The sequence below is a fragment of the Sphingomonas sp. CFBP 13706 genome (genome assembly GCF_014842355.1).
In the GTDB taxonomy this organism is placed as follows: domain Bacteria; phylum Pseudomonadota; class Alphaproteobacteria; order Sphingomonadales; family Sphingomonadaceae; genus Sphingomonas; species Sphingomonas aerolata.
On record NZ_JACYVM010000001.1, the window covers coordinates 142,198 to 165,652 of the forward strand.

At 65.5% G+C, this 23,455-nt stretch carries 18 protein-coding genes, 1 tRNA gene and 1 pseudogene; 10 read left to right on the top strand and 10 right to left on the bottom strand.

The annotated features are described in order from the left end of the window. Positions 1–22: 22 nt before the first annotated feature. The gene (locus IFS44_RS00575; RefSeq protein WP_192097093.1) at positions 23–319 is read left to right on the top strand and encodes a hypothetical protein; all 297 of its coding nucleotides are present in this window, start codon (positions 23–25) and stop codon (positions 317–319) included. Between the two features lie 132 nt (positions 320–451). On the opposite strand, the gene IFS44_RS00580 is transcribed toward IFS44_RS00575, so the two are convergent. The 6 genes from IFS44_RS00580 to IFS44_RS00605 all read right to left on the bottom strand — a co-directional run bounded on the left by IFS44_RS00580 (position 452) and on the right by IFS44_RS00605 (position 6,505). Continuing rightward, complete coding sequence (locus IFS44_RS00580; protein ID WP_192097094.1) at positions 452–712, bottom strand: hypothetical protein; 261 nt, start codon at positions 710–712, stop codon at positions 452–454. A 928-nt stretch (positions 713–1,640) separates the two neighbouring features. Then, positions 1,641–2,009 (bottom strand): HIRAN domain-containing protein, encoded by a 369-nt coding sequence (locus tag IFS44_RS00585; protein ID WP_192097095.1) that lies wholly within the window; start codon positions 2,007–2,009, stop codon positions 1,641–1,643. Positions 2,010–3,073: 1,064 nt separating this feature from the next. Beyond that, positions 3,074–3,625 (bottom strand): FxDxF family PEP-CTERM protein, encoded by a 552-nt coding sequence (locus tag IFS44_RS00590; protein WP_192097096.1) that lies wholly within the window; start codon positions 3,623–3,625, stop codon positions 3,074–3,076. A gap of 859 nt (positions 3,626–4,484) precedes the next feature. Next, positions 4,485–4,560: transfer RNA gene (locus tag IFS44_RS00595), tRNA-Ile, on the bottom strand. Positions 4,561–4,683: 123 nt separating this feature from the next. Next, entirely contained in the window at positions 4,684–4,950 is a 267-nt protein-coding gene (locus IFS44_RS00600; RefSeq protein ID WP_031393308.1) for a hypothetical protein, read from the bottom strand. A 154-nt stretch (positions 4,951–5,104) separates the two neighbouring features. After that, positions 5,105–6,505, bottom strand: a complete 1,401-nt coding sequence (locus IFS44_RS00605; protein WP_192097097.1) for a M20/M25/M40 family metallo-hydrolase — start codon at positions 6,503–6,505, stop codon at positions 5,105–5,107. Positions 6,506–6,609: 104 nt separating this feature from the next. Here IFS44_RS00605 and ettA point away from each other — a divergent pair, with 104 nt between their 5' ends. The 3 genes from ettA (at position 6,610) to IFS44_RS00620 (ending at position 10,552) form a co-directional block, all read left to right on the top strand. Then, entirely contained in the window at positions 6,610–8,289 is a 1,680-nt protein-coding gene (gene ettA, locus IFS44_RS00610; protein WP_031439507.1) for an energy-dependent translational throttle protein EttA, read from the top strand. Between the two features lie 289 nt (positions 8,290–8,578). Then, positions 8,579–9,772: a sensor histidine kinase gene (locus IFS44_RS00615; protein ID WP_235188280.1), complete on the top strand. Its 1,194-nt coding sequence runs from the start codon at positions 8,579–8,581 to the stop codon at positions 9,770–9,772. Between the two features lie 18 nt (positions 9,773–9,790). Continuing rightward, on the top strand, positions 9,791–10,552 hold the full coding sequence (locus tag IFS44_RS00620) for a DUF3108 domain-containing protein (protein WP_192097098.1): 762 nt from the start codon (positions 9,791–9,793) through the stop codon (positions 10,550–10,552). Positions 10,553–10,617: 65 nt separating this feature from the next. Here IFS44_RS00620 and IFS44_RS00625 read toward each other — a convergent pair whose 3' ends face one another. The 4 genes from IFS44_RS00625 to IFS44_RS00640 form a co-directional block, all read right to left on the bottom strand. Further along, positions 10,618–11,340 (bottom strand): NYN domain-containing protein, encoded by a 723-nt coding sequence (locus IFS44_RS00625; RefSeq protein WP_192097099.1) that lies wholly within the window; start codon positions 11,338–11,340, stop codon positions 10,618–10,620. Positions 11,341–11,350: 10 nt separating this feature from the next. Beyond that, on the bottom strand, positions 11,351–11,731 hold the full coding sequence (locus IFS44_RS00630; RefSeq protein ID WP_159510569.1) for a DoxX family protein: 381 nt from the start codon (positions 11,729–11,731) through the stop codon (positions 11,351–11,353). 97 nt (positions 11,732–11,828) lie between these two features. Beyond that, positions 11,829–12,305, bottom strand: a complete 477-nt coding sequence (greB, locus tag IFS44_RS00635; RefSeq protein WP_192097100.1) for a transcription elongation factor GreB — start codon at positions 12,303–12,305, stop codon at positions 11,829–11,831. A 19-nt stretch (positions 12,306–12,324) separates the two neighbouring features. Continuing rightward, a complete protein-coding gene (locus IFS44_RS00640) occupies positions 12,325–14,328 on the bottom strand; it encodes a lytic transglycosylase domain-containing protein (protein WP_192097486.1) in 2,004 nt (667 codons plus the stop codon). Between the two features lie 79 nt (positions 14,329–14,407). Here IFS44_RS00640 and dapA point away from each other — a divergent pair, with 79 nt between their 5' ends. The 6 genes and pseudogenes from dapA (at position 14,408) to IFS44_RS00670 (ending at position 23,453) form a co-directional block, all read left to right on the top strand. Further along, a complete protein-coding gene (gene dapA / locus IFS44_RS00645) occupies positions 14,408–15,307 on the top strand; it encodes a 4-hydroxy-tetrahydrodipicolinate synthase (protein WP_056676803.1) in 900 nt (299 codons plus the stop codon). A 115-nt stretch (positions 15,308–15,422) separates the two neighbouring features. Continuing rightward, positions 15,423–15,905 (top strand): SsrA-binding protein SmpB, encoded by a 483-nt coding sequence (smpB, locus tag IFS44_RS00650; RefSeq protein ID WP_031395420.1) that lies wholly within the window; start codon positions 15,423–15,425, stop codon positions 15,903–15,905. Between the two features lie 78 nt (positions 15,906–15,983). Continuing rightward, positions 15,984–16,469: a DUF2062 domain-containing protein gene (locus tag IFS44_RS00655; protein ID WP_051916534.1), complete on the top strand. Its 486-nt coding sequence runs from the start codon at positions 15,984–15,986 to the stop codon at positions 16,467–16,469. 92 nt (positions 16,470–16,561) lie between these two features. Beyond that, positions 16,562–18,649, top strand: coding sequence for a M13 family metallopeptidase (locus tag IFS44_RS00660; RefSeq protein ID WP_192097101.1), 2,088 nt, complete (start codon positions 16,562–16,564; stop codon positions 18,647–18,649). 287 nt (positions 18,650–18,936) lie between these two features. Further along, positions 18,937–20,988, top strand: a pseudogene (locus tag IFS44_RS00665) (M13 family metallopeptidase). A gap of 80 nt (positions 20,989–21,068) precedes the next feature. After that, entirely contained in the window at positions 21,069–23,453 is a 2,385-nt protein-coding gene (locus IFS44_RS00670; protein WP_056676793.1) for a hybrid sensor histidine kinase/response regulator, read from the top strand. Positions 23,454–23,455 lie beyond the last annotated feature (2 nt).

Consider the following 23,455-nt stretch of genomic DNA (forward strand, 5'->3'; position numbering starts at 1 on the left):
GGGAAATGCTATGCGGGTTTTAATGCTTGTCGCGATGCCGCTGGCGCTGATCGGATGTAAGGAACGGCAGACCGCGCACGATGCAACGATGGCGATCGCAGAAGACGTATCAGAAGACGCCATCTCCCCGCTCAAGGACAAAGTTACGAACCTCGAGGAGCGGCTGGCTGCCCTTGAGGCCGACCTTCGGGCGGAAGAAACCTATTCGAAAGCGGTGCACGCCGCGCTCGGCGAAGAACGCGAAAACCGCGTCAAGGACGTGAACGCGCTGCGGGACCACTACAACGACCACCTCAGCCGATTCCACGGCGCGTCGTGAACGGCCGGAGCGCTGGACCCGCCTCGACCAGATGGTCGGAGAGGGCGTTCTGACACTGAACGAGTCTACGCGCCAGAACCAGGAGCCCCCTTTGGACGCGATGCCCCGAACTCCGGCCCTTCCTCATCCACCTCAGTGCGGCACGCCGGTCGTGGTCATTCGATAGACATCCCGGGTCTGCTGCGCGCCTTCGGCAGTAATCCCATCAAATTTGCGCCACGCTGCAGCTGAATTGCAGACGCGCGTGGCCATGAAGGAGCCCGTCGGCGTCATTGACCGGCAGATCTTCTTCTCTTTGGCTGGCGCCGCTACGGCCGTGGCAGGGGCTTCTGACGTTTGCGCCTCTACGCCAATGGGCGTGAGGATCAGCGCAACTGCAACGCGATATTTCATCGTTCGACTCCTGCAATTCGACCGAAAGTATACGATCGACCTTCGTATGCAATAGCGTCACTGGGACTGACGTTTTCTGACCTAGCTAGCGCGCTGCTCCGCTCCAAACTCGCCGCCTCCCTCAACAGGAGGCGAGCGATCTCGGTCACTGAGTATCGTCCTGCCGTGGATCAATATCCGGAACGATGTGCCGCCACTGGTCGCTGATTATTCTACGGGAGAATTGGCATGCTGCGTACCTTGCGTCCGGAAAGTCTGAACGTCTCAGCGAACGAGGGGAGGGTGCTGATTGATGGGCCGGGCGTTGCTGTCACGCTCGACATCGAAGCGGCATCAGTCCTATCCGATCAGTTGCTCGCCGGGTGCACCTCGGCACGCAGGCAACAGCGTGACGCGATCGGTCAGGTGCCCCATTCAGATCCTTGCTCACCAGTATAGCTGGCAGCGGGTTCAGTCAGGCTGGCTTGGGCCCTGACGGAAAGTAACCTAGGTTGATCTTAACCTTGTATGCCGAACGCGAGCTTGGCTCCCAAGCATTCGCTTTGTAACAAACCGCCCCATGAACACGCCCTTTGGACACGACGCAGAAATCTTGCGTTCCGCGATCGCTTGTGCGCTTCACGTCGCCGACGTAACTAACTATCCGCTTGTAGCCTCTTTCTTAGCCGATGCACTTCACCATGCCGAGAATGACGCCTACCGCTCTTGCGCGGCCACTGGCGCTATCTTGCCAGGGTTGAACGTGTTTGCAGTGTCTGCGGACAGTTCAGCTGGATCGGAAGTTCGGTAACCAGAGTGCGATTCAGGCACCATCTCGAGCAGTGCGGCACGCATTGCTTTGAGGGCGTTCCGTTTCCCAAATCTATCTTCGCGGGCCTTAGCGATCGTGCCGCGTTCGTCAGCCCCAGCATAGTACGGGACGAACCTGCTAAGCTTCATATTGGTCAAACCGGGCCGCAAGCCCGATGTTAAGCGCCGAATTCTGGGCCTTCCTTGTCGGGTAAAAAGCGTGGGGATCGTAAACCGGTCGCTGCGCCGGCCGAGCCTGGCGGGGAGGTGGGCGCTTTAAAGCATCGGGGACCGGGTCGGGCAGGGTAGGCACCCCGCTTCCGTGCATCGTCTGAAAGACGGCGATCGCCTCGCCTTCCTTTATCCGCTTGCCGATCAGCGGCGCGCGCTCTGCGCTGACATAGCCCAGTTGGGTGCCGCGCTCGCTAAATATGGCAACGGCGTTCTCGTCGTATGGGTTGTTTGGCTCGAAGCGCAGCTCGACCGCTACGCCAGGCGCGCACAGCATGCACTCCCTGCGGCGGTTGCTCTTGCTCGTGTCCTCGTTCGGAAAGTTGATGCGATCAACGAAGGGCCGTCGCAGTAGTTCGGCGTAACGAACGCCTTTAATTGGCTATCTGGTAAGCGGACGGTTTAATACTGCGCACACCGCTATGCAAAAAGCAGTGAAACCCCTTGGCCCTGCTTTTTCGCACATGCACCGATGAGATTCCGGCAAAGGATATGACGCGGTCGTGAACACAAAAAATGCCCGGCTCGGAAAGCCGGGCATTTTAGGCTTCAGCCGTTGTAAGGGTCACCATTTGCCTAGTAACGCATTGCTTTGCGCCCTGCAGGATGCGTCAATGACGCCAATAGTGATCCCCCAGCTGATGGCAAAGTTAACCCCGAATGGGCTTGCCGATTGGCCAGTAGCGCATGTGAACCCCCAGATTTGAAAGTGCTTGTCTTTCGACAAGGGGATTTATGCATTGAATCTGTTTAGTAATTGCAACTCCACGCGGTTAAAGTGGATTAACTGAAAATTCTTGATGCCAATGCTGCCCGCGCATTGCCGACTACGGTATATGCGCCGGATCAACGCAGCCGCCGCACAGTGCCGTTGAATGAGGCCGTCACACTCTGGCACCGACCAATTTCGCTATCCTGCTGCGCGGCTTTCCAAAAGAACACGAGGGGCCGGCGCTCGGGGCAGTGATGTCAGAGACAGCGCAGGGTTAGCCGGACCGCTGGCGTGTCTACGCGACCGTTGACGGTCTCGCTGAGCGCGGCTCTTATTGGATTTTCTGCATTGTCACTCCGTCGACGTTTGACCACTTAAACCCGACCCATGCGGTCCCTGGGTATCCGGACCATAGATCTGATCTGTGGCTGTGGACGGCATAAGGAAGTCGACTTCGACCAGTTCGCGCCTGACCGTACGCTTCGGTGTCGGTCAACGGCGGTCGTCGCGCCACATCAATCCCTCCGCAGCCGCAATCGCGCTCGATTCAAATGAAAACAGCCGCCAACCTCGAAAGGTTGGCGGCTGTTTTCACACGGCCGGACACTGGGACCGGCTGTGAAATCTACTTAAGCGAATGCGATCTTCGCCTGGCGACGACGAACGCGCATCGATGAGCCGATACCGCCGATACCGAACAACATGATTGCCCAGGTACCGGCCTCGGGAACTGCTGCCGTCGGCTCAAAGGTCGCGGTGCCGGCATAGGAGCCGTTACCACGCGAGAGGCCGTTCACGACGATCTGGTTCGTCGCACCTTTTGCGATCGCCACGTTGTTGATCTCGAAAAACTCGGCCTTGCCGACAACAGTCTTCGATGCTGCGAAGCCATTGATGAACACCGACAGGATATCGAGATCGGTAGGGCTGAAGAACCGCGTCGTGGTCGTGCTGAGCGTACCGCTAGCGAGACCGGCCTGGTCGATGATGAAATTGAAAGTATCCGTGAATGCACCACGCTTGATGCCCGCACGGCCGAAATCTGCCGAAACGGTACCATTCTTTATATCGCCGCTGACGGTGAACTCCGGGTCGTTCGGAGTGAAGTTAACTGCGTGAGCCGCTGGGGCCATCGCGAATGCAGATACGAATGCCATTGTCGAAAGAAGTAAGCGCTTCATGATGGTCCCTTTTTACGTGTTCCTTGGAAAAAAAGTAAAGGGGGCCATAGAGTTATGCAATTGCCTGAAAACGGCCACCACCCAACCACTGTGTGGTTTCGGGACAATCTTGCATCGTGAGCGGAGTGCGATGAGCGTCATGAATTCGCGCGGCCGGATCGTTTGCATCCGGGGGCATTTTCCACGGTAGAAGCGTGCAATAGGCCCTGCTCAAACTTGGTTAACAAGACAAGAAGAATGACCTAAATCTTCAATAGTTGTTAACGGGCACACTGTTCTTCCAGCGACATTCAAACCCCCCCCCCGAGTTACGAGGTTTTCCGAACCATCCCGTGCCTCGTTCCGCCCGGCGATGGCAGGCAGGTTGAGAACAAAAAAGGAGCAGTAGAGCTCGGGCGCTACCCTGATTCGTTGTTTGGATGCGCCCAATGAGTATGCAAACGCCGCGAGTTCGACTGCCGAGCTCGGCAAAGAGCAAGGCAGGAGCCTCGCTAGCCTCTCTACGATGATAGGGCGTAACGCCGCCTATCTAAAGCGGTTCGTCACTCGTGGTTCGCCGCGACTTGCACCGCGGCGTGCGCTGCGGCGGGCATTGCCGAGATCATCGTCGCAATGCCGCCCAGCATGATCATCGACACCCTCAAACCAGGTGCTTCCGCCGAAGCCGGAGCGGCTCCGCAAGCCGCAGAAATCCGGGCCGAATCATGACATCTGGGGGGCAGAAAATACCATTTGAAAAATACCCCCAAATATCCCGCACTCCCAGTTCGCCGTATGGAACGTGTGAGAAGGAAAACCCCCACAAACGACGCAATTCTGCGCATTCCTGACGAGGTAAGGTAGTCACTATTTTAGATATTGGTGGGCCCGGCAGGAATCGAACCCGCAACCTAGCCGTTATGAGCGGCCAGCTCTAACCGTTGAGCTACAGGCCCCACCGCCGCCTGCGTTAGCGCAAGCGTTTCCAAAGAAAAAGGGTGCCAAAGAAAAAGGGCGCTCCCGAAGGAACGCCCTTTCCGACTCCAAAACGCTGTCGAGCGCAAGCGCCCGACAAGGTCTTAGTTCATGTTGTCGGTCTTCTCGTCGGCAGCGTCGCGGACGTTGTCTGCTGCTGCGTTCATGTTGTCGGCTGCGTTCTCGAGCACGTCGGTTGCGACAGCGTTCGAGGTGTTGTCCGCCATGGCGTCCATGTTGTCAGCCTGCATTTCCATGTTGTCAGCCAGCATGTCCGCGTTGTTCTCAACTGCGGCGGCTTCTGGCGACTTGCTGCAGGCTGCGACGGACATCAGGCCGGCGGCAGCAGCGATCAGAACGATCTTCTTCATTCGAATGCTCCCAAGCATAGTTTCACTCGCGGCCGACCCGATTGCCGTCGCGAAGCCCCGTCAAATAGCGGCCCCCGACCGGCGGTCAATCCGCTAAATTCATCGCCCAGCAAGCTTTGCGACAGTCCGATGACGGGCGGGTTGCCGCAACTGGTCACTTTCTTGGCACGACCGAGCCGATTTCCTCGGGCGCATTGGCCACGATCGCGAGCATCGTCGTCCAGGCCGCGACGTTCTGGCGAAGCTGCTCGGGATCGACCCGGTCGAGCGTATCGTCGGGCGTGTGATGCGTGTCGAAATAGCGCGTACCCGACTGGTTGAGGTCGATCGCCGCGACGCCCAGCGCTATGGTCGGGCCGACATCGGTGCCGTCACCGCCGACCCCTGCGCCGCGCGCGATGCCGAGCGGGGCGAGGGCGGAGGCGAGGCGATCGGCGACCGGCTTCGCGCTGTCGGGCAGGTTGGTCTCGAACCGCCAGACGCGGTCCGCGCCGAAATCGGATTCGCCCGCGGTCGCGTGGCGCTCGGTCTTGTGTGCCTCGGCATAGGCCTTGCCGCCAAAGCCGCCGACCTCTTCGGCACCGAACCAGACGACGCGGATCGTGCGCCGCGGGCGCGGGCCGTCGAGGATCCGCTTGGCCGCCGCCGCGGTGATCGCCACGCCGCTCGCATCGTCGATCGCGCCCGTGCCGAGATCCCAGCTGTCGAGATGCCCGCCGACCAGCACGATCCCCGCCTTGGGATCGGTCCCCGGCACTTCAGCGATCACGTTCCCCGATTCGTGCGTGCCGGTCATCCGCGGGGTCAGGACGAGCGTCATCGTGATCGGCTTGCCGCGCATCGCGATCCGTTCGATCAGCTCGGCATCGGGCACCGACAGCGCCGCCGACGGGATCGGCGTGACGCCCTCGGGGAAGTTGGTCGTGCCGGTATGCGGGTTGCGGTGATGATCGGTGCCGATCGAGCGGATCACGATCGCGGCCGCGCCCTTGCTCGCCGCCATCGCCGGCCCCACGAACCGTGCAGGGCCGAACGCGCTATAGCTCGACCCGTCCTGCGTCGGCTCCATCGCGTTGCCGACATAGGCGATCTTGCCCGCAAGGCTCCCCGCGGGTGCCGCCGCCAGGTCGCCATAGGTCTTGAACACCACCACCTGCGCGGTGAGGCCGCCTACGGGCGTCGCGCCCGAATTGCCGAGCGCGGTGAGCTTCAGCGCCTGCGGGAAGGGCGACAGGATCGACCCGGTCTCGACGCCGCGCACCCAGACGGGCATCTGGTACGGCTCGATCCGCACGTTCTTGAACCCCAGCGCCTTCAGCTTGGTCACCGACCATGCGCGTGCACGCGCCTCCGCCTCGGTCCCCGCCAGCCGGGGTCCGATCTCGGTCGTCATCCCCTCGACGATGTCATAGGCGACGTCGTCCTTGAGCGCGGCATCGCGGAGCGCTGCGACCTTCGCATCGACCGGGGCAGGGGCGGGTGGTGCGGTCCGCTGTGCCATGAGAGGAACGGACAGGGTGGAGGCGGCCAATACCGCGAGCGTGTGCTTCATCATCCGCGACAGCCTATGTCGCTGCTCCCCGTTTGCCAACGGCCCGCCGCATCGCTATCTGCGCACGTCAAATCCCGCCTCATTCAAGCATGGAGCTCGGCACCCACATGGCCGTCCAGTATACCTACGTCATGAAGGGTCTGACCAAGACCTTCCCCGGTGCCGCAAAGCCCGTCCTCAACAACATCCACCTCCAGTTCATTCCGTCCGCCAAGATCGCGATCATCGGCCCCAACGGGTCGGGCAAGTCGACGCTGATGAAGATCATGGCGGGCATGGACCCCGATTTCACCGGCGAGGCCTGGGCGGCCGAGGGCGTCAATGTCGGCTATCTCGCGCAGGAGCCGCAGCTCGATCCGACCAAGGACGTGATGGGCAACGTCAAGGACGGCGTCCGCCCCGTCGCCGACCTCGTCGACCGGTTCAACGCGATCTCCGCCGAGATGGGCGATCCGAAGGACGACACCGATTTCGACGCGCTGATGGAGGAGATGGGCGATCTCCAGGCCAAGATCGACGCGGTCGACGGCTGGGCGCTCGACAGCCAGCTCGAACAGGCGATGGAAGCGCTGCGCTGCCCGCCGGGCGATGCCTCGGTCGAGAATCTCTCGGGCGGCGAGAAGCGCCGCGTCGCGCTCTGCAAGCTGCTGCTGGAGAAGCCGCAGATCCTGCTGCTCGACGAGCCGACCAACCATCTCGACGCCGAGAGCGTCTCGTGGCTCGAGAACTACCTCAAGGAATATACCGGCAACGTCATCCTCGTGACGCATGACCGCTACTTCCTCGACAATGTCGTCAACTGGGTACTCGAGCTCGATCGCGGCCGCTACTACACCTACGAGTCCAACTATTCGGGCTATCTGGAGAAGAAGGCCCAGCGCCTCAGCCAGGAAGAGCGCGAAGAGGCCGGCAAGCAGAAGGCGATCGCCGACGAGCTGGCGTGGATGCGCCAGACCCCCAAGGCGCGCCAGACCAAGTCGAAGGCGCGTATCCGCGCGTTCGACGAGCTGATGGAGAAGCAGGAGAACCGCGTCGCCGGCAAGGCCGCGATCCTGATCCAGCTGCCGTCGCGTCTCGGCGGCAAGGTGATCGAGGCGAAGGGCCTGACCAAGTCGTATGGCGACAAGCTGCTGTTCGACGGGCTCGACTTCACGCTGCCCCCGGGCGGCATCGTCGGCGTGATCGGCCCCAACGGCGCGGGCAAGTCGACGCTGTTCAAGCTCATCACCGGCCAGGAAACCCCGGACACGGGCACGATCGAGGTCGGCTCGACCGTCAAGCTCGGCTATGTCGACCAGAGCCGCGACGATCTCGATCCGAACAAGAATGTCTGGCAGGAAATCTCCGACGAGCTCGAGATCTTCCGCTTCGGCAAGCAGGAAATGGGCACGCGGGCCTATGTCGGCGCGTTCAACTTCCGCGGGCAGGACCAGCAGAAGAAGGTCGGCCAGCTGTCTGGCGGCGAGCGCAACCGCGTCCACATGGCCAAGATGCTCAAGGAGGGTGGCAACGTCCTCCTGCTCGACGAGCCGACCAACGATCTCGACGTCGAGACGCTGCGTGCGCTCGAGGAGGCGCTCGAGACGTTCGCCGGCTGCGCGGTGGTCATCAGCCATGACCGCTTCTTCCTCGATCGCCTCGCGACGCACATCCTGGCGTTCGAGGGCGACAGCCATGTCGAATGGTTCGAGGGCAATTACGCATCCTACGAGGAAGACAAGCGCCGCCGCCTCGGCGACGCCGCCGACCGCCCGACGCGTCTGGCGTACAAGAAGCTCACGCGCTGAGCGTCTGAGACCCGCCGCGGCCCGGACTACCGAGCCGCGGCGGACGCTATCCCGTCACCCGACCCCCAACCCCCTCATCCTTACGAAAGTCATGACCCAGGGTCACAGGCGGCCCGCTTAATGACTCTGGGTCCTGACTTTCGTCAGGATGACGAAGGTAGTATCGGCAGGATAGCGAGCCGCAACCGTCCCCCATCGGCCCCATGCCGGCGCCTGCCACGCAAGCGCCATGTTGATCCCCTAACCGGGGTCGGTAGGAGACATCTTGGTCCCCACGAACGGAGCAGGCGTGACAGTTATCGAACACTCCCCCGGTGGAGATGCCCCCCCGGGTGCGGGGGAGCTGCAATACCGGCTTCGCCAGCAATCGATACTGGCCGATTTCGGGATCGAGGCGCTGCGCGCGCGCGATCTCGAGCCGATGCTCCAGCGCGCTACCGAATTGTGCGGCGAGGGGATGCGCTCGAAATACTGCAAGTTCCTCGAATATCGCCCCGAGCAGGACAGCCTGTTCGTGCGCGCGGGGATCGGCTGGGCGCCGGGCGTGGTCGGATCGGCCGAGATGCGCACCGATCTCGCCTCGCCCGCGGGCTTCGCGCTCGAGACCGGCCAGCCGGTGATCTCCAACCATCTCGAGAATGAGGAGCGGTTCCGTACGCCCGCCTTCATGGCCGAGCACCATATCCGCCGCGCGATTAACGTGCTGGTTGAGACGTCGGGCAAGCGCTTCGGCGTGCTCGAGGTCGACAGCCCCGACGAGGGCAAGTTCGAGCCCGCCGACCTCGCCTTCATGCAGGGGTTCGCTAATCTGATCGGCGTCGCGATCGAGCGGCAGCAGGCCGAACAGCGCTTGAGCGACGCGATGGAGCATCAGGAGCTGCTCACGCGCGAGGCGAGCCACCGCGTCAAGAACAGCCTCGCTCTCGTCTCGGCGATGCTCAACCTCCAGATGCAGGAGGATGACGACCCGCGCATCACCCGGCTGCTCGGCGACGCGCAGGCGCGCATCACCGCGATCGCACAGACACACGACCAGCTCTGGCGTGGCGAACAGGTCGGGATCGTCGCGCTCGACGATCTCGTCTGCGGGATCGCGACGGGGCTGGCCGAACAGGCACCGCTGCACCGGATCGACTGCGACATCGACGCGATCCGGATCAGCGCGGATACTGCGATCCCGCTCGGCCTGCTCGTCACCGAGCTCGTCACCAACGCGATCAAATATGCTTACGGCGAGGGTGGCGGCGTCATCGCGGTGACGATTCGCAACGCCGACGGCCGGATCCTGCTGACCGTGTCCGACGACGGCGTCGGGCTGCCCGCCGATTTCGACCTCAAGGCCGCCTCGCGCAAAAGCCTCGGCATGCGGATGATCGGCAGCCTCGCCCGGCAGTTGCGCGGCACGATCGCGATCGAGAATGCCGCGCGCGGCACCTGTGCGGTCCTCGACATCCCCGATCCGAGGATCGTGCTTCCGGACTGATCGCTTGACGCGTGTATGATGTCCGTAGCACACCTCTCCCACGACGACGGGGTGGGGATGATGGACATGCTGATGATGCTAGCGGCCGCGGCGGCTGCGGTGACCGCGCCGCAGGGCGACAGGGTCAAGCCGGTCGATCAGTGTTTCGCGATCTACCGCCCGGGCTCCCCCGCAGGCACGCAGGCCGCCGGAGCACCATCCGAACAGACCGTCATCGGCGCAACCCGCCAGGTCATCCGCGCCATCCGCGTCGGCGGTCGGCCGGCCTGGGACATCGTCGTCCATCAGCGCGTACCGATGGCGAATTTCGCGATGCGCGATCACTTCGTCCTGAACCGCGACGATCTGACGCCGATCACCTTCGACAACAGCCGGAGCGGGGTCGAGCATGTCGTGCTGCGCTACACCCCCGGTCGCATCGTCGGAACGAAGACCGACAAGGCCGTCGTCACGCCGATCGACGTCGCGGTGGCTGACCCCATCTGGGAGGGCAATCTCTGGGGCGTGACGTTCGGCGCGTTGCCGCTCGCGATGGGCAAGAGCTTCTCGCTGCCCTTCTACCAGTATGACGGCGGGATCGGCCGCTTCACGCTGACCGTCACTGGCAGCCAGAGCGTCGCGACCCCGACCGGGCCCGTCGATGCCTGGACCGTCGCGGTTCTCAAGGACGGCAAGCCCACCGCCACCACGCTGATCGCGAAACGCGACGCGCGCGAACTGGGCAGCTTCGCCGCGCGGGGCGGGACGAAGCTCGGCGGCGACTGCACCGGGCTCGACTGAGCGACCGGTGCCCCCGTTCAGCGCACCCGCTTGACGTAGATCCGACCGCCGTCACGGCGTTCGGTCTAGAAATTGGGCACCGCCTCGATCAGCTCGGACAGATGGTTGAAGCCGTAATTGCGCGCATCGAAGCTCGACCGGTTGCCCGCGCGTTGGCCCAGTTCTGTCAGGCTCTGATAGCCCTTCTCGTCGCGCTTGCCCGCGTTATACGCGTCGATCAGCAGCTTGATCAGGTCCGACCCGATCGGCTCGCCGCCGCGCGACCGGCGTGCGGCCGGCGCGGCGGGGGCAGGGGCCTTCTCGCCACCGATCGCAGGCGGCAGCGACAGCGGCATTGGCTCGGATTCGTCGTCGAGTGCGCTGACGTCGATGAAGCGCGTGCACGCCTGGCGGAACCCCTCAGGCGTGCGGCTGGTGCCAAAGCCATAGACCGGCACGCCGTCCTGGCGGATCCGCATCGCCAGCGGCATGAAGTCGCTGTCCGACGACATGATCCCGAACCCGTCGATCCGGCCGCGGAACAGCAGGTCCATCGCGTCGATCGTCATCTTCATGTCGGTCGCGTTCTTGCCCTTGGTCAGGTCGAACTGCTGCTGCGGCTCGATGCCGTGCTTGATCGACATGTCGCGCCACCCCTTGAGCGCGGGCTTGGACCAGTTGCCATAGACGCGCCGGACGTTGACCGTCCCGAGCTCGGCAAGGACGGTCAGCACCGGGTCGAGCGTCGCCGAGGAGGCGTTGTCGGCGTCGATGAGAAGGGCGACGTTGCGGGTTGTGGTATCGGCCATACCGCCGGGATTAGCCGCGCCCGCGCGCCGCGTCCACGCTCCACGCGCCGCCCCCCGCTGCGGCAAGGTAGAGGAACACGAAACAATAGAGCACCGCCGCCTCGCCGCCATTGGCGATCGGGAAGGGGCCTTGGGGCGCGTGCGCGAGGAAATAGGCCGCCGCCGACATGCCCGACAGCAGGAACGCCACCGGCCGCGTGAACAGCCCGACGATCAGCAACGCGCCGCCCACGACCTCGATTATGCCCGCGACGTACAGCAACGGGGTCATCGCCATCGGGAAGGGCGGCAGCCCGAAGAACTTGGAAATACCGTGGCTGAAGAAGACCAGCGCCACGACGATGCGCATCACGCTGAGCAGGCGGGGGGACCAGGTGGCGGGTATCGGCATGGGATCATCCTGAACGTCGTTGCGGTCCCGCTACGTCCTATGCACGCGTGCCTGCGTCAACGCGCCGGATGGAAACGGATCGTTCAGCGATGGGAGATCAGGGATAGGCGATCGCGATCACCTCATATTCGCGCTCGCCCGCGGGCAGGTCGACGCGGCGGACATCACCGATCGCGGCACCCCTCAGTGCGCGGGCGAACGGCGAATTCCAGCCGATCCGCCCATTGCCCGCATCGGTCTCGTCATCGCCGACCAGCGTGAGCACGCGTTCGACATCCTCCTCGTCCGCCACCGTCACGCACGCGCCGAACCAGACACGGCTGCGGTCCTCCTGCACGGCGGGATCGACAACCTTGGCCGCCTTCATCCGCCGCGACAGCCAGCCGAGCCGCCGGTCGATCTCGCGCAGCCGCTTGCGCCCATAGATATAGTCGCCATTCTCGGACCGGTCGCCATTGCCCGCCGCCCAGGAAATCACCTCGACCAGCTTCGGCCGCTCGCTGCCGAGCAACAGATCATATTCATCGCGCAGCACCGTATAGCCTGCCGGGGTGATGTAGTTGGGCCGATCCATGCGTGCCGTCTCGTCCGGTTCAGCCGGGCCGGGTCTTGCCGAGATACCAGGACGTGCGCGCGACGCTGCGGCTCTTGGCGCGGGCGGGGTTCATCAGGTCGTAGACGACCGCATTCTCGATCACGCGCTGCACATAGTTGCGCGTCTCCTGATACGGGATCGCCTCGATCCAGTCGATGATGTCGACCGCGCCGGTGCGCGGGTCGCCATTCGCGCGCAGCCACTTGTTCACATTGCCACCGCCCGCATTATAGGCCGCAATTGCAAGCGGATAACTGCCATAGTTCGCATAGATCCGCTGGAAGTAGCTCGACCCCAGCATGATCGACAGATTGGGATCCGTCGTCAGCGACGCCTGGTTATAGGCGAGCCCGATCTTGCCCGACTGCTCGCGCGCGGTCGCAGGCATCAGCTGCATCAGCCCGCGCGCACCGGCATGGCTGACCGCGGCGCGATCGAACTGGCTCTCCTGCCGCGAGATCGCGTGGATGATCGTCCAGTTGTCTTCATAGCCCGCCGGCACGCTGACGGTCGGGAAGCCCGCTGCGGAATAGTCGCTGAGCCCGTTCGCCAGCGCGCTGCGCCCGACCATCACGCCCAGATCGGGGCGGTTGATGCGCGTCGACAGTTCGGCGGCGAGCGCGTGATCGGTGTCGGTCGTCGCGTCCGCGGCGATCTGGCGGACGAACGCGGTCTGGTCCTGCCAGTCCGCGATCTGGCCGAGGAACTTGACCGCGCGCACCGTCTCGCGCTGCTCGAACGCCGCGCGCACCGCGGGTGCTATCGCAAGGCTGGCCATCGGCGGTGGCGGGGTCAGCGCGCGGCCCATCCGCTCGGTCGCGAGCTGCCCGTAATATTGATCGCGGTAGCCGGCCGCCTGGGTGTAGAAGGCGGTCGCATCGGCCTGCCGGCCCGCCGCCTCGGCCGCGCGTCCGGCCCAGTAATAACCCCGCGCGCGCACCACCGGCGAATTCGACCCGCGCGCATAGCGGTCGAACAGCGTCATCGCATCCGCGGGGCGGCCGAGCTTCTTCATCGCCGCCTGCCCGCCGAGCCAGGCGAGATTGGTATATTCGTCGCGCTCGGCATAGGATTTGGCCGAGATGTTCGCCCCCGCCGGATAGGCATCGTCGATCTGCCGCGCGATGTCATAGGCGACCTGCCACTGGCCGTCATTCGCCGCGCCGCGCGCGTTGGTCACCAGGATCTCGTACCATTCGCCCGCATTGCCCGGCCGCGTGGTCAGCGCCCGCGGCCGCGCGAGCCAGGCGCGCGCGCTCGGGCTCGCGCCGCTGTTGCGCAACCACACCGCGCGGTCGGCGACATAGCCCGCGTCGCCGCGATACGTCTCCATCGTCGCCGCGGACAGGTCGGACGCGTTCGGTGCATTGGTCCGGAAGGCGAGCCGCGCCTCGAACAGCGCGCGCTTGGCAGGGCTGACCAGCGGAAGCTGGCGCTGCGCTGCGCTCGTCTGTCCCGACCAGAGCAGCGCGTCCATCCGCGCGTCCTGATCGTCGCTCGACAGCGCGCCAGGGAAGCCCGTCGTCACCGCGACCTGATCGATCGGCGTCAGCCCGCCCGATCGCCATGCGGTGCGCACCGCGGCATAGGCGCGGTCGCGCTGCCCGGTCGCCTGCAATGCGCGCGCATAGGCAAGATTGCCCGCCGCGGACTGCGGCGGATAGCGCGTGAAGAACGCGACGACGCTGCCCGCCGCACCGCTGCCGATCGCCGCCTGCCGCTCCGCCGCGCGGCGATTGGCGGTCTCGTTCGGCCAGCCGGGATGCGCCATCAGGAACCCGGCATAGCTGTCGAACGGCAGCGCATCGGTCTGTTGCAGCGCGCGCCACTGCGCGATCGTCGAGGCGATCGCGCCGTCGCTCGCCATCGGCTGCGCCTGCGGGCCGATATTCGAAAGCTGCGTTCGGTACCGGTCGAGCGTTTCCTGTCCGACCCCTGAAGATACCGCCGTGCCGGCCAAAGCCGCCAGGACGATGCTCGATTTGAACGCCAATGCTACCATGTGGACAGGATAGCAGTTCAACCCGTATCTGTCCTGAACGAAACGCCCGAATTCAGCGCGGCAGGAGCGCAATATACCGATGTTTGCAGGTTTTTCCTTTGCCGGGTCGATCCCGGCGCTCGTCACGCCGTTCGCCGCGGACGGCAGTTTCGACGAGCAGGCCTATCGCGATTTCGTCGAGTGGCAGATCGCCGAGGGTTCGTCCGCGCTGGTCGCCTGCGGCACCACGGGCGAGGCAGCGACCCTGTCCTATGACGAGCATTTCCACGTCGTCCGCGTCTGCGTCGATCAGGCGAAGGGCCGCGTCCCCGTGATCGCGGGGGCAGGGTCGAACGACACGCGCGTCGCCTCGGCCAATCTGCGTGCGGCGCACGAGGCTGGCGCCGATGCCGCGTTGATGGTCCCGCCCTATTACAACCGCCCGAGCCAAGAGGGGATCTTCCGGCATTTCGAGGCGCTCGCCGCCGATGCGCCGCTGCCGATCATCCTCTACAACGTCCCCGGCCGTACCGTCACCGACATCCAGCCCGCGACGCTGGCGCGGGTCGTCACCGCCTTTCCGCAGGTGTTCGTCGGCGTGAAGGACGCCAGCGGCGTGCTCGCGCGCGTCTCGCAGCACCGCGAAGCCTGCGGACCCGACTTCTGCCAGCTGTCGGGCAATGACGACCTCGCGCTCGCGTTCAACGTGATGGGCGGCACCGGCTGCATCTCGGTCACCGCGAACGTCGCGCCGAAGCTGTGCGCGGAGTTCCAGGCGGCCTGCCAGGCGGGCGATTTCGTCACCGCGCTCGCCTATCAGGACCGGCTCTATCCCCTGCACGACGCGCTGTTCACCGACGCGTCGCCGGGCCCGGTCAAATACGCCATGGCGCGGGTACGGGCCGGCTTCCCCGAGACGCTGCGCCTGCCGATGACCCCCGCGGGCGACGCCTCGCGCGCCGCGGTCGACGCGGCGCTGGCGCACGCCGGCCTGGTCTGATCCCCGTCCGTCATCCTGACGCACGTCAGGATGACGGGAGGACCGACAATTAACGTCCAACGCGATACGACGCCCGCTTCCCCTTCGCCCTCCGACCTCCTACATCGCGCATCCCATGGCACGCCCCAAACCCCCGACCTTCGAAAAGACCAAGATCGTCGCCGAGAACCGGCGCGCGCGGTACGACTATTATATCGAGCAGGTGTTCGAGGCGGGGATCGCGCTGACCGGCACCGAGGTGAAGGCACTGCGCGGCGGCGAAGGCTCGATCGCGGAGGCCTATGCCGAGGTGAAGGGCAGCACGGTCCAGCTCGTCAATTCGAACATCCCAGAATTCAGCCACGGCAACCGTTTCAACCATGAGCCCAAGCGGCCGCGCAAGCTGCTGCTGCACGAGCGCGAGATCAACAAGATGTTCGGCGCGGTCGCGCGTCAGGGCATGACGCTCGTGCCCTTGATGATCTATTTCAATTCCAAGGGCCGCGCGAAGGTCGAGCTCGCGCTCGCCAAGGGCAAGCAGAACCACGACAAGCGCGATTCGGTGAAGGAACAGGACTGGAAGCGCGAGCAGGGCCGGATCATGCGGGATCGTGGATAAGCCGTGACCAGGGCGCCGGTCGGTCTCTTCGGGCGCCTCGCGGCGTGGTCGCATCGCAATCTGCCGACCCGCGATTCGATGGAGCGCAACCGCCTGTTGCGCCCCGTCGCGCACCGCGTGCTCGCGCCCGAACTGTGGCGGTTTACCCGGCGCTCGGTGCCGCGCGGCGTCGCGCTCGGCATGGTCGCGGGGATCCTCGTGCCGGTCGCGCAGACCCCCGTCGCCGCGTTGTTCGCGCTGCCGTTCCGCGCCAATGTGCCGACCGCCGCGCTGACGACCTTCATCACCAATCCGCTGACGACCCCGCCGCTCTGGATCGCCGCCTATTGGATCGGGTCGTGGATGCTGCGGATCGACGCGCATGTCCCCGGCCAGCCGGTCGCCGAAGCCGCCGCGCAGGCCGACTGGATCCCCTGGCTGATGCAGGCGGGGCCCGCCACCGCGCTGGGCCTCCTTGCCATCACCATCGTCGCCTCGATCGGCGGCTATGCGCTCAGCGCGCTCGGCTGGCGGCTGTGGATTGCCCGCAAGTGGCGGCACCGGCACGATAATCGCGGATCGTAACAATCGTCACTATCTGTCGCCCGACGAATTGACGGAGCGTCTTATCGGCGTAGAACACACCGCATCCTGAAGTTCTTCCCCGAGGGTCCTTGATGCGTACGTCGATTGTCACCGCCATTCTGCTCGCCTCCGCCGCAACGGTCTCGGCCCAGACCAGTCAGACCCCGGCCCGACCGCCCGCGCCGTCGCCCGCGCTCGCCGGTGCGGCCAGCGGTCCCGTCGCGCCGAAGGATGCGAACAAGCCGCAGATCGGCGATTTCGGCTTCGACATGGCCGGGCGCGATACCATGGTGAAGCCCGGCACCGACTTTTTCGACTATGCCAATGGCGGCTGGGAGAAGGCGACGCCGATCCCCGCCGATCGCTCGTCCTACGGCATGTTCCACGTCCTCCAGGACCTGTCGCTCGAGCGCACCCGGACGATCCTCGACGCGGCGACTGCGAAGCCCGGCGACAAGGTCGGTGACTTCTACGCGAGCTTCATGGACGAGGCTGCGGTCAACGCGAAGGGGGCGGGCCCGGTGAAGCCGATGCTCGCCCCGCTCAAGACGACCACCGACAAGACCGCGCTCGTCACCCAGATTGCGAAGCTGCAGCGCCAGGGGGTCGGCGGGCTCGTCGGCGTCGGCGTCCAGCAGGACGACAAGGACCCGACCACCTATGTCGTCGGCTTCGGCCAGAGCGGCCTCGGGCTGCCCGATCGCGACTATTATCTGAAGGACGATGCCAAGCTCGCCGCGGTCCGCACCGCCTATCAGGCGTATCTCGCGCAGATGCTGACGCTCGCGGGCGAGCCCAACGCGGCCGCGCGCGCCGCGGCGGTCTTCGCGATGGAGAAGGGGCTCGCCACCGCGCACTGGACGCGAATCGAGAGCCGCGACGCTGACAAGACCTACAATAAATGGACCGCCGCCGACTTCGCCGCCAAGGCACCCGGCTTCCCCTGGGCGCAGTACATGACCGCGATGGGCGTCACCGGTCGTCCCTTCTACCTCGTCGCGCAGCCGAGCGCGCTGACCGGCGAGGCGAAGGTCTTTGCCGATACCCCGGTGAACGTCCTTCAGGACTATGCGATGCTCAAGGTGCTGCGCGCCTATGCACCCTATCTCTCGAACGATTTCGACAAGGCCAATTTCGGCTTCTACGGCACCACCCTGTCGGGCACGCCCGAGCAGCAGGTCCGCTGGAAGCGCGGCGTCTCGACCGTGTCGGGCGCGATGGGCGAGGCGATCGGCGAGCAGTATGTCGCCAGATATTTCCCGCCGGAATCGAAGGCCGCCGCCGACCAGCTCGTCAAGAACGTCATCGCGGCGATGGGCGACCGGTTGCGCAACCTCGCCTGGATGGCGCCCGAGACCAAGACCAAGGCGCTCGCCAAGCTTGCCGCCTTCACCCCCAAGATCGGCTATCCGGACAAATGGCGCGACTATTCCGCGCTTCAGGTCCAGCGCGGCGATCTCGTCGGTAACGTCGCGCGCGCCAACGCGTTCGACTATGATCGCGACCTCAAGAAGCTCGGCCAGCCGATCGATCGCGGCGAGTGGTTCATGACGCCGATGACGATCAACGCCTATGCCAATCCGACGATGAACGAGGTCGTCTTCCCCGCCGCGATCCTCCAGCCGCCCTTCTTCGATCCGAAGGCGGACCCGGCGATCAACTATGGCGGCATCGGCGCGGTGATCGGTCACGAGATCAGCCATCATTTCGACGATCAGGGCCGCAAATACGACGCCAGCGGCAAGCTCACCGACTGGTGGACGCCGCAGGATGTCGCGCGCTTCAAGGTCTTCACCGATGCGCTGGTCAAGCAGTACGACGCCTATGAGCCCTTGCCCGGGCTGCACGTCCAGGGCGGCCTGACGCTCGGCGAGAACATCGCCGATCTCGCCGGCCTGACCGTCGCCTATGACGCCTATCACCGCTCGCTCGGCGGCAAGCCCGCGCCGGTGATCGACGGCACCACCGGCGACCAGCGCTTCTATTATGGCTGGGCCGGCGTCTGGCGCAGCAAGTTCCGCGAACCCGCACTGCGCCAGACGCTGCTGTCCGATCCGCACTCGCCGGGTCACCAGCGCGTCCTCACCGTCCGCAACCTCGACCCCTGGTACGCCGCGTTCGGTGTGAAGCCCGGCGAGGCCAGCTACCTCGCCCCCGCAACCCGCGTCCGCATCTGGTAATCCGCTCCCGCCGAGCGCCCCAGATCTGCACCACCCCGGCGAAGGCCGGGGCCCAGTTGGGGGACAGAGCTAACGGTGGAGTGCCCCACGTTACCAACACCTTCCCATCCGTATCTCGCAACCTGTCTCAGTCGGCCGCTTGGATTATCCGCCACCCCGGCGAAGGCCGGGGCCCAGTTGGGGGGACAGACGTAATGGCCGACTGTCCCTCGTTACCAAGACCTTCCCAACTGGGCCCCGGCCTTCGCCGGGGAGGTGTACCGCCAACGAAATTCCAGGAGACCCCCATGAAGACCTACATCGCCGCCGGCCTGCTCGCCGCCACCGCGATCACCGGCGTCACCGCCGCCATCTCGCAGACCGCCGAACCAACCGCCGCGCCCGCCGCGCCCGCCGCGACCGGCGCGCAATATGGCAGCTTCGGCTTCGACGAGAAGGGCATGGACAAGAGCGTCCAGCCCGGTGACGATTTCTACGCCTTCGCCAATGGCAATTGGGCGAAGACCACCCCGATCCCCGCGGACAAGTCGAACTACGGCGCGTTCAACTTCCTGTCCGACCTGTCCGAGACGCGCACCCGCGGCATCCTCGACACCGCGGCCAAGGACTCGAACTCGAAGATCGGTCGCGCCTATGCGACCTTCCTCGACACCGGCACGATCGAGGCCAAGGGGCTGGCGCCGATCCGCCCATGGCTCGCGAAGATCGCCGCGCTCAAGGACCGGTCGGGTTATCCCGCCTTGCTCGCCGAGGCGGATCGCGCCGGGATCGGCGGCCCGTTCGGCAGCGGCGTCGGCCAGGACGACAAGATCCCCGAGCAATACGCGCTCTCGCTCGGCCAGTCGGGGCTCGGTCTGCCCGACCGCGACTATTATCTCAGCACCGACGCCAAGCTGGTCGAGGCGCGCACCGCCTACCGCGCGCACATCGCCAAGATGCTGACGCTCGCCGGCGAACCCGATGCCGAGGCGCGCGCCGCCGCGTTGCTCGCGTTCGAGACCGAGATCGCCCGGGTCAGCTGGACCCGAGTCGACAGCCGCGACGCGACCAAGACCTATAACAAGATGTCCGTCGCAGAGCTCGCCAAGCGCGCGCCCGGCTTCGACTTCGCGGGCTATTTCAAGGCGACCGGCACGCCCGTACCGACCGTCATCGTCGCGCAGCCCTCGGCGATCACCGGCATTGCAAAACTCGTCGCGACCGCGCCGATCGGCGTGCTCAAGGACCAGCTGGTCCTGCGTTCGCTCGACGGCTATGCGGACGTGCTGCCAAAGGCGTTCGACGCCGAACAGTTCGCCTTTTACGGCACCGTGCTCGGCGGCACCCCCGAGCAGGAGGCCCGCTGGAAGCGCGGCGTCCAGTTCACCAGCGGTGCGCTCGGCGACGAGGTCAGCAAGCTCTACGTCGCGCAGTATTTCCCGCCCGAGACCAAGGCCGCAGCCGATGTGCTGGTGAAGAACGTGCTCGCCGCGATGGGCCGCCGGATCGACAAGCTCGACTGGATGGCGCCCGAAACCAAGCAGAAGGCGCATGCCAAGCTCGCCGCCTTCACCCCCAAGATCGGCTATCCCAGCCAGTGGAAGGACCTGTCCGCGCTGACGATCACGTCCGGCGACGCGTTCGGCAATGAATGGCGCGCCAACGAATGGCAGCATCAGGACAATATCGCCAAGCTCGGCAAGCCCTTGCAGCGCTGGGAATGGGGCATGACGCCGATGACGGTCAACGCCTATGCCAATTTCGGCATGGTCGAGATCGTCTTCCCCGCAGCCATCCTCCAGCCGCCCTTCTTCGATCCCAAGGCCGACGACGCGGTCAACTATGGCGGCATCGGCGCGGTGATCGGCCACGAACTGAGCCATCATTTCGACGACCAGGGTTCGAAATATGATGCCAAGGGCCAGCTCACCGACTGGTGGACGCCCAAGGACATCGCCGGCTTCAACGCGCTCACCGGCAAGCTCGGCGCGCAGTATGACGCCTATGAGCCATTGCCGGGCATGCATGTGAAGGGCCAGCTGACGATGGGCTAGAACATCGCCGATCTCGCCGGGCTGACGGTCGCCTATGACGCCTATCACACCGCGGTCGGCGGCAAGGCGGCGCCCGTGCTTGACGGCTTCACCGGCGACCAGCGCTTCTATCTCGGCTGGGCGCAGGTCTGGCGCCGCAACTACCGCGAGGCGAACCTGCGTCAGCGGCTGCTGACCGATCCGCATTCGCCATCGCAGCAGCGCGCCTCGGTCGTCCGTAATCTCGACCCCTGGTACGCCGCCTATCAGCCCAAGCCGACGCAGCGCCTGTATCTCGCCCCCGAACAGCGCGTGCGCATCTGGTGACCGGCTGCGTCCCTGCCCGGGAAACCGGGCGGGGACATGATGCTTGACCCCAAACCCCCGAACAGCGGAAGAGGCATCGCATGGTTTCGCTTCCGCCCCAGACCGGCCTCGGGCCGAACCGTCGCGCCGCCCTCGTCGCGGCGGTGACGGGGATCGCCGCGTCGGGGCTGGTGCTCGGCATGATCGGCGACATCGTCGTCGCGGCGGCCTTTCTCGCCGCGGCGATCATCGTCATCGGCGCGGTGATCGTCTGGCGCGTGCTCGCACGCGCCGGCAGCGCCGAACTGCGCACGATCGACTGGGACTTCACGCGGGCCGTCGCGCAGGCGAGCGGCGATGCGATCGCGGTGACCGATCGCGCGGGCCGGCTGGTCTGCGCGAACGATGCCTATGACGCGGTGTTCAGCGGCTTTCCGACTCCGCCGGGGCTGCCGCTCGACGCGAGTGGGGTCGTATTGCTGGCCGAGGCCGGACGCACCGCCTGGCGTGACGGTCACGCGCAGGCGGAACGGCTGGTCGCCAACGGGCTGCGCATCTCGGCATCGATCACCCGCGCCGGCGACGAGGCGGACATGCTCGTCTGGCGGTTCGTCACCGCGCCCGACTATGACCTCGCGCAGACCGCCGAACGGCTGATCGACGGGCCGACCGGCGACCGGCTCGGCGGCAGCGGGATCATGGCGGCGTTGCTCAGCGCCGACGGCCGCGTCCGCGCGACCAACCGCGTGCTCCGCGTCCGCGCGATCGGCGACGAGCATGAGGCGATCGAGGGCCGCGACTTCGCGCGCTTCCTGATCACCGACAATCGCGGCCTCGTCCGCTTCGCGCGCGAGGGTGGCGCGGGGACGCCGCTGCGCGTGGTGCAGGTGCCGTTTGTCGAGGGCGACGACGCCCCCGTCCTCGTCATTCTGCTCGACGACGAGGAGGACGCGCCCGCGATCGGCGCATCCGCCTCCGCGCATGTCCGCAGCCTCGTCAGCCTGATGCCGTTCAGCATGGCGCTGGTCGATCGCGAGGGCCGCTTCATCCAGATGAACGATTCGTTCCTGCGCGCCGCCGGGGTCGTCGGCGCCGCGCCGCCGCTCTACCCCGGCGACCTCGTCGTGCGCGAGGACAAGACCGCGGTCGCCGACGCGATCCGCCGGTTCGCGGGCGGGCAGACGCATTCGACCGACATGGCGGTCCGGCTGAAGGATCATCCCGACGAGCCGGTCGCGCTGACCATCGCCGGCGCGCGCGGGCTCGGCGACGCCGCCGTCCTGCTCAGCCTGAAAGACAATAGCGAGGAATCGCGACTGAAGCGCGAGGTGGCGCAGGCGACCAAGATGCAGGCGGTCGGCCAGCTCGCCGGCGGCGTCGCGCATGATTTCAACAACATCCTGACCGCGATCATCGGGCACTGCGACCTGATGCTGATGCGCCATTCGCCCGGCGACAGCGATTATGACGACATCCAGCAGATCCGCACCAACTCGAACCGCGCCGCCGGACTGACCCGCCAGCTGCTCGCCTTCAGTCGCCAGCAGACGCTGCGCCCGCAGATCCTGCAGCTGCCCGACGTCGTGTCCGAGGTCTCGAACCTGCTCAAGCGACTGATGGGCGAGACCGTCCGGCTCGACATGATGCACGGCCGCAACCTCGGGCCGGTCCGCGCCGATCCGGGGCAGCTCGAACAGGTCGTCGTCAATCTCGCGGTCAACGCCCGCGACGCGATCCTGTCCGCCAACCCGCGCGGCGGCGGCACGCTGACCATCACCACGCGCTCGGTCTCGGCGACCGAGGTGCGGCAGATGGCCTCCGACATCCTGCCCGTCGCGGACTATACCGCGCTGATCGTCCAGGACACCGGCACCGGGATCCCGCCCGAGGTCCTGCCGAAGATCTTCGAGCCGTTCTTCACGACCAAGGAATTCGGCAAGGGCACCGGGCTCGGCCTCTCGACCGTCTACGGCATCGTCAAGCAGTCGGGCGGCTATATCTTCGCCGAATCGCAGCCGGGGCAGGGGGCAACCTTCACCATCTTCCTCCCCGTCCATGCCGCCCCCGCCGCGCCGCGGCTCACCGCGCCCAAGCCCGCGGCGAAGCCCGCCGACCTGTGGGGCACGGGCACGATCCTGCTGGTCGAGGACGAGGACATGGTCCGCGCAGTCGCCGAACGCGCGCTCACCCGCCAGGGCTATAGCGTGCTGACCGCGGAGAATGGCGAGGTCGCGCTCGAGATCATGGCGAAGAACGGCCGCCCCGACCTGCTGATCACCGACGTGGTGATGCCGACGATGGACGGCCCGACGATGGTCCGGCACGCACGCGAGAAATATCCCGACCTGCCGATCGTCTTCATGTCGGGCTATGCCGAGGAACAGCTGCGCAAGTCGATCGACCTCGACAATGTCGAGTTTCTTCCCAAGCCTTTCTCGGTCCAGCAGCTCGCCGAAGCCGCGCGCGACGTTCTTGCGGCACGTTAAGC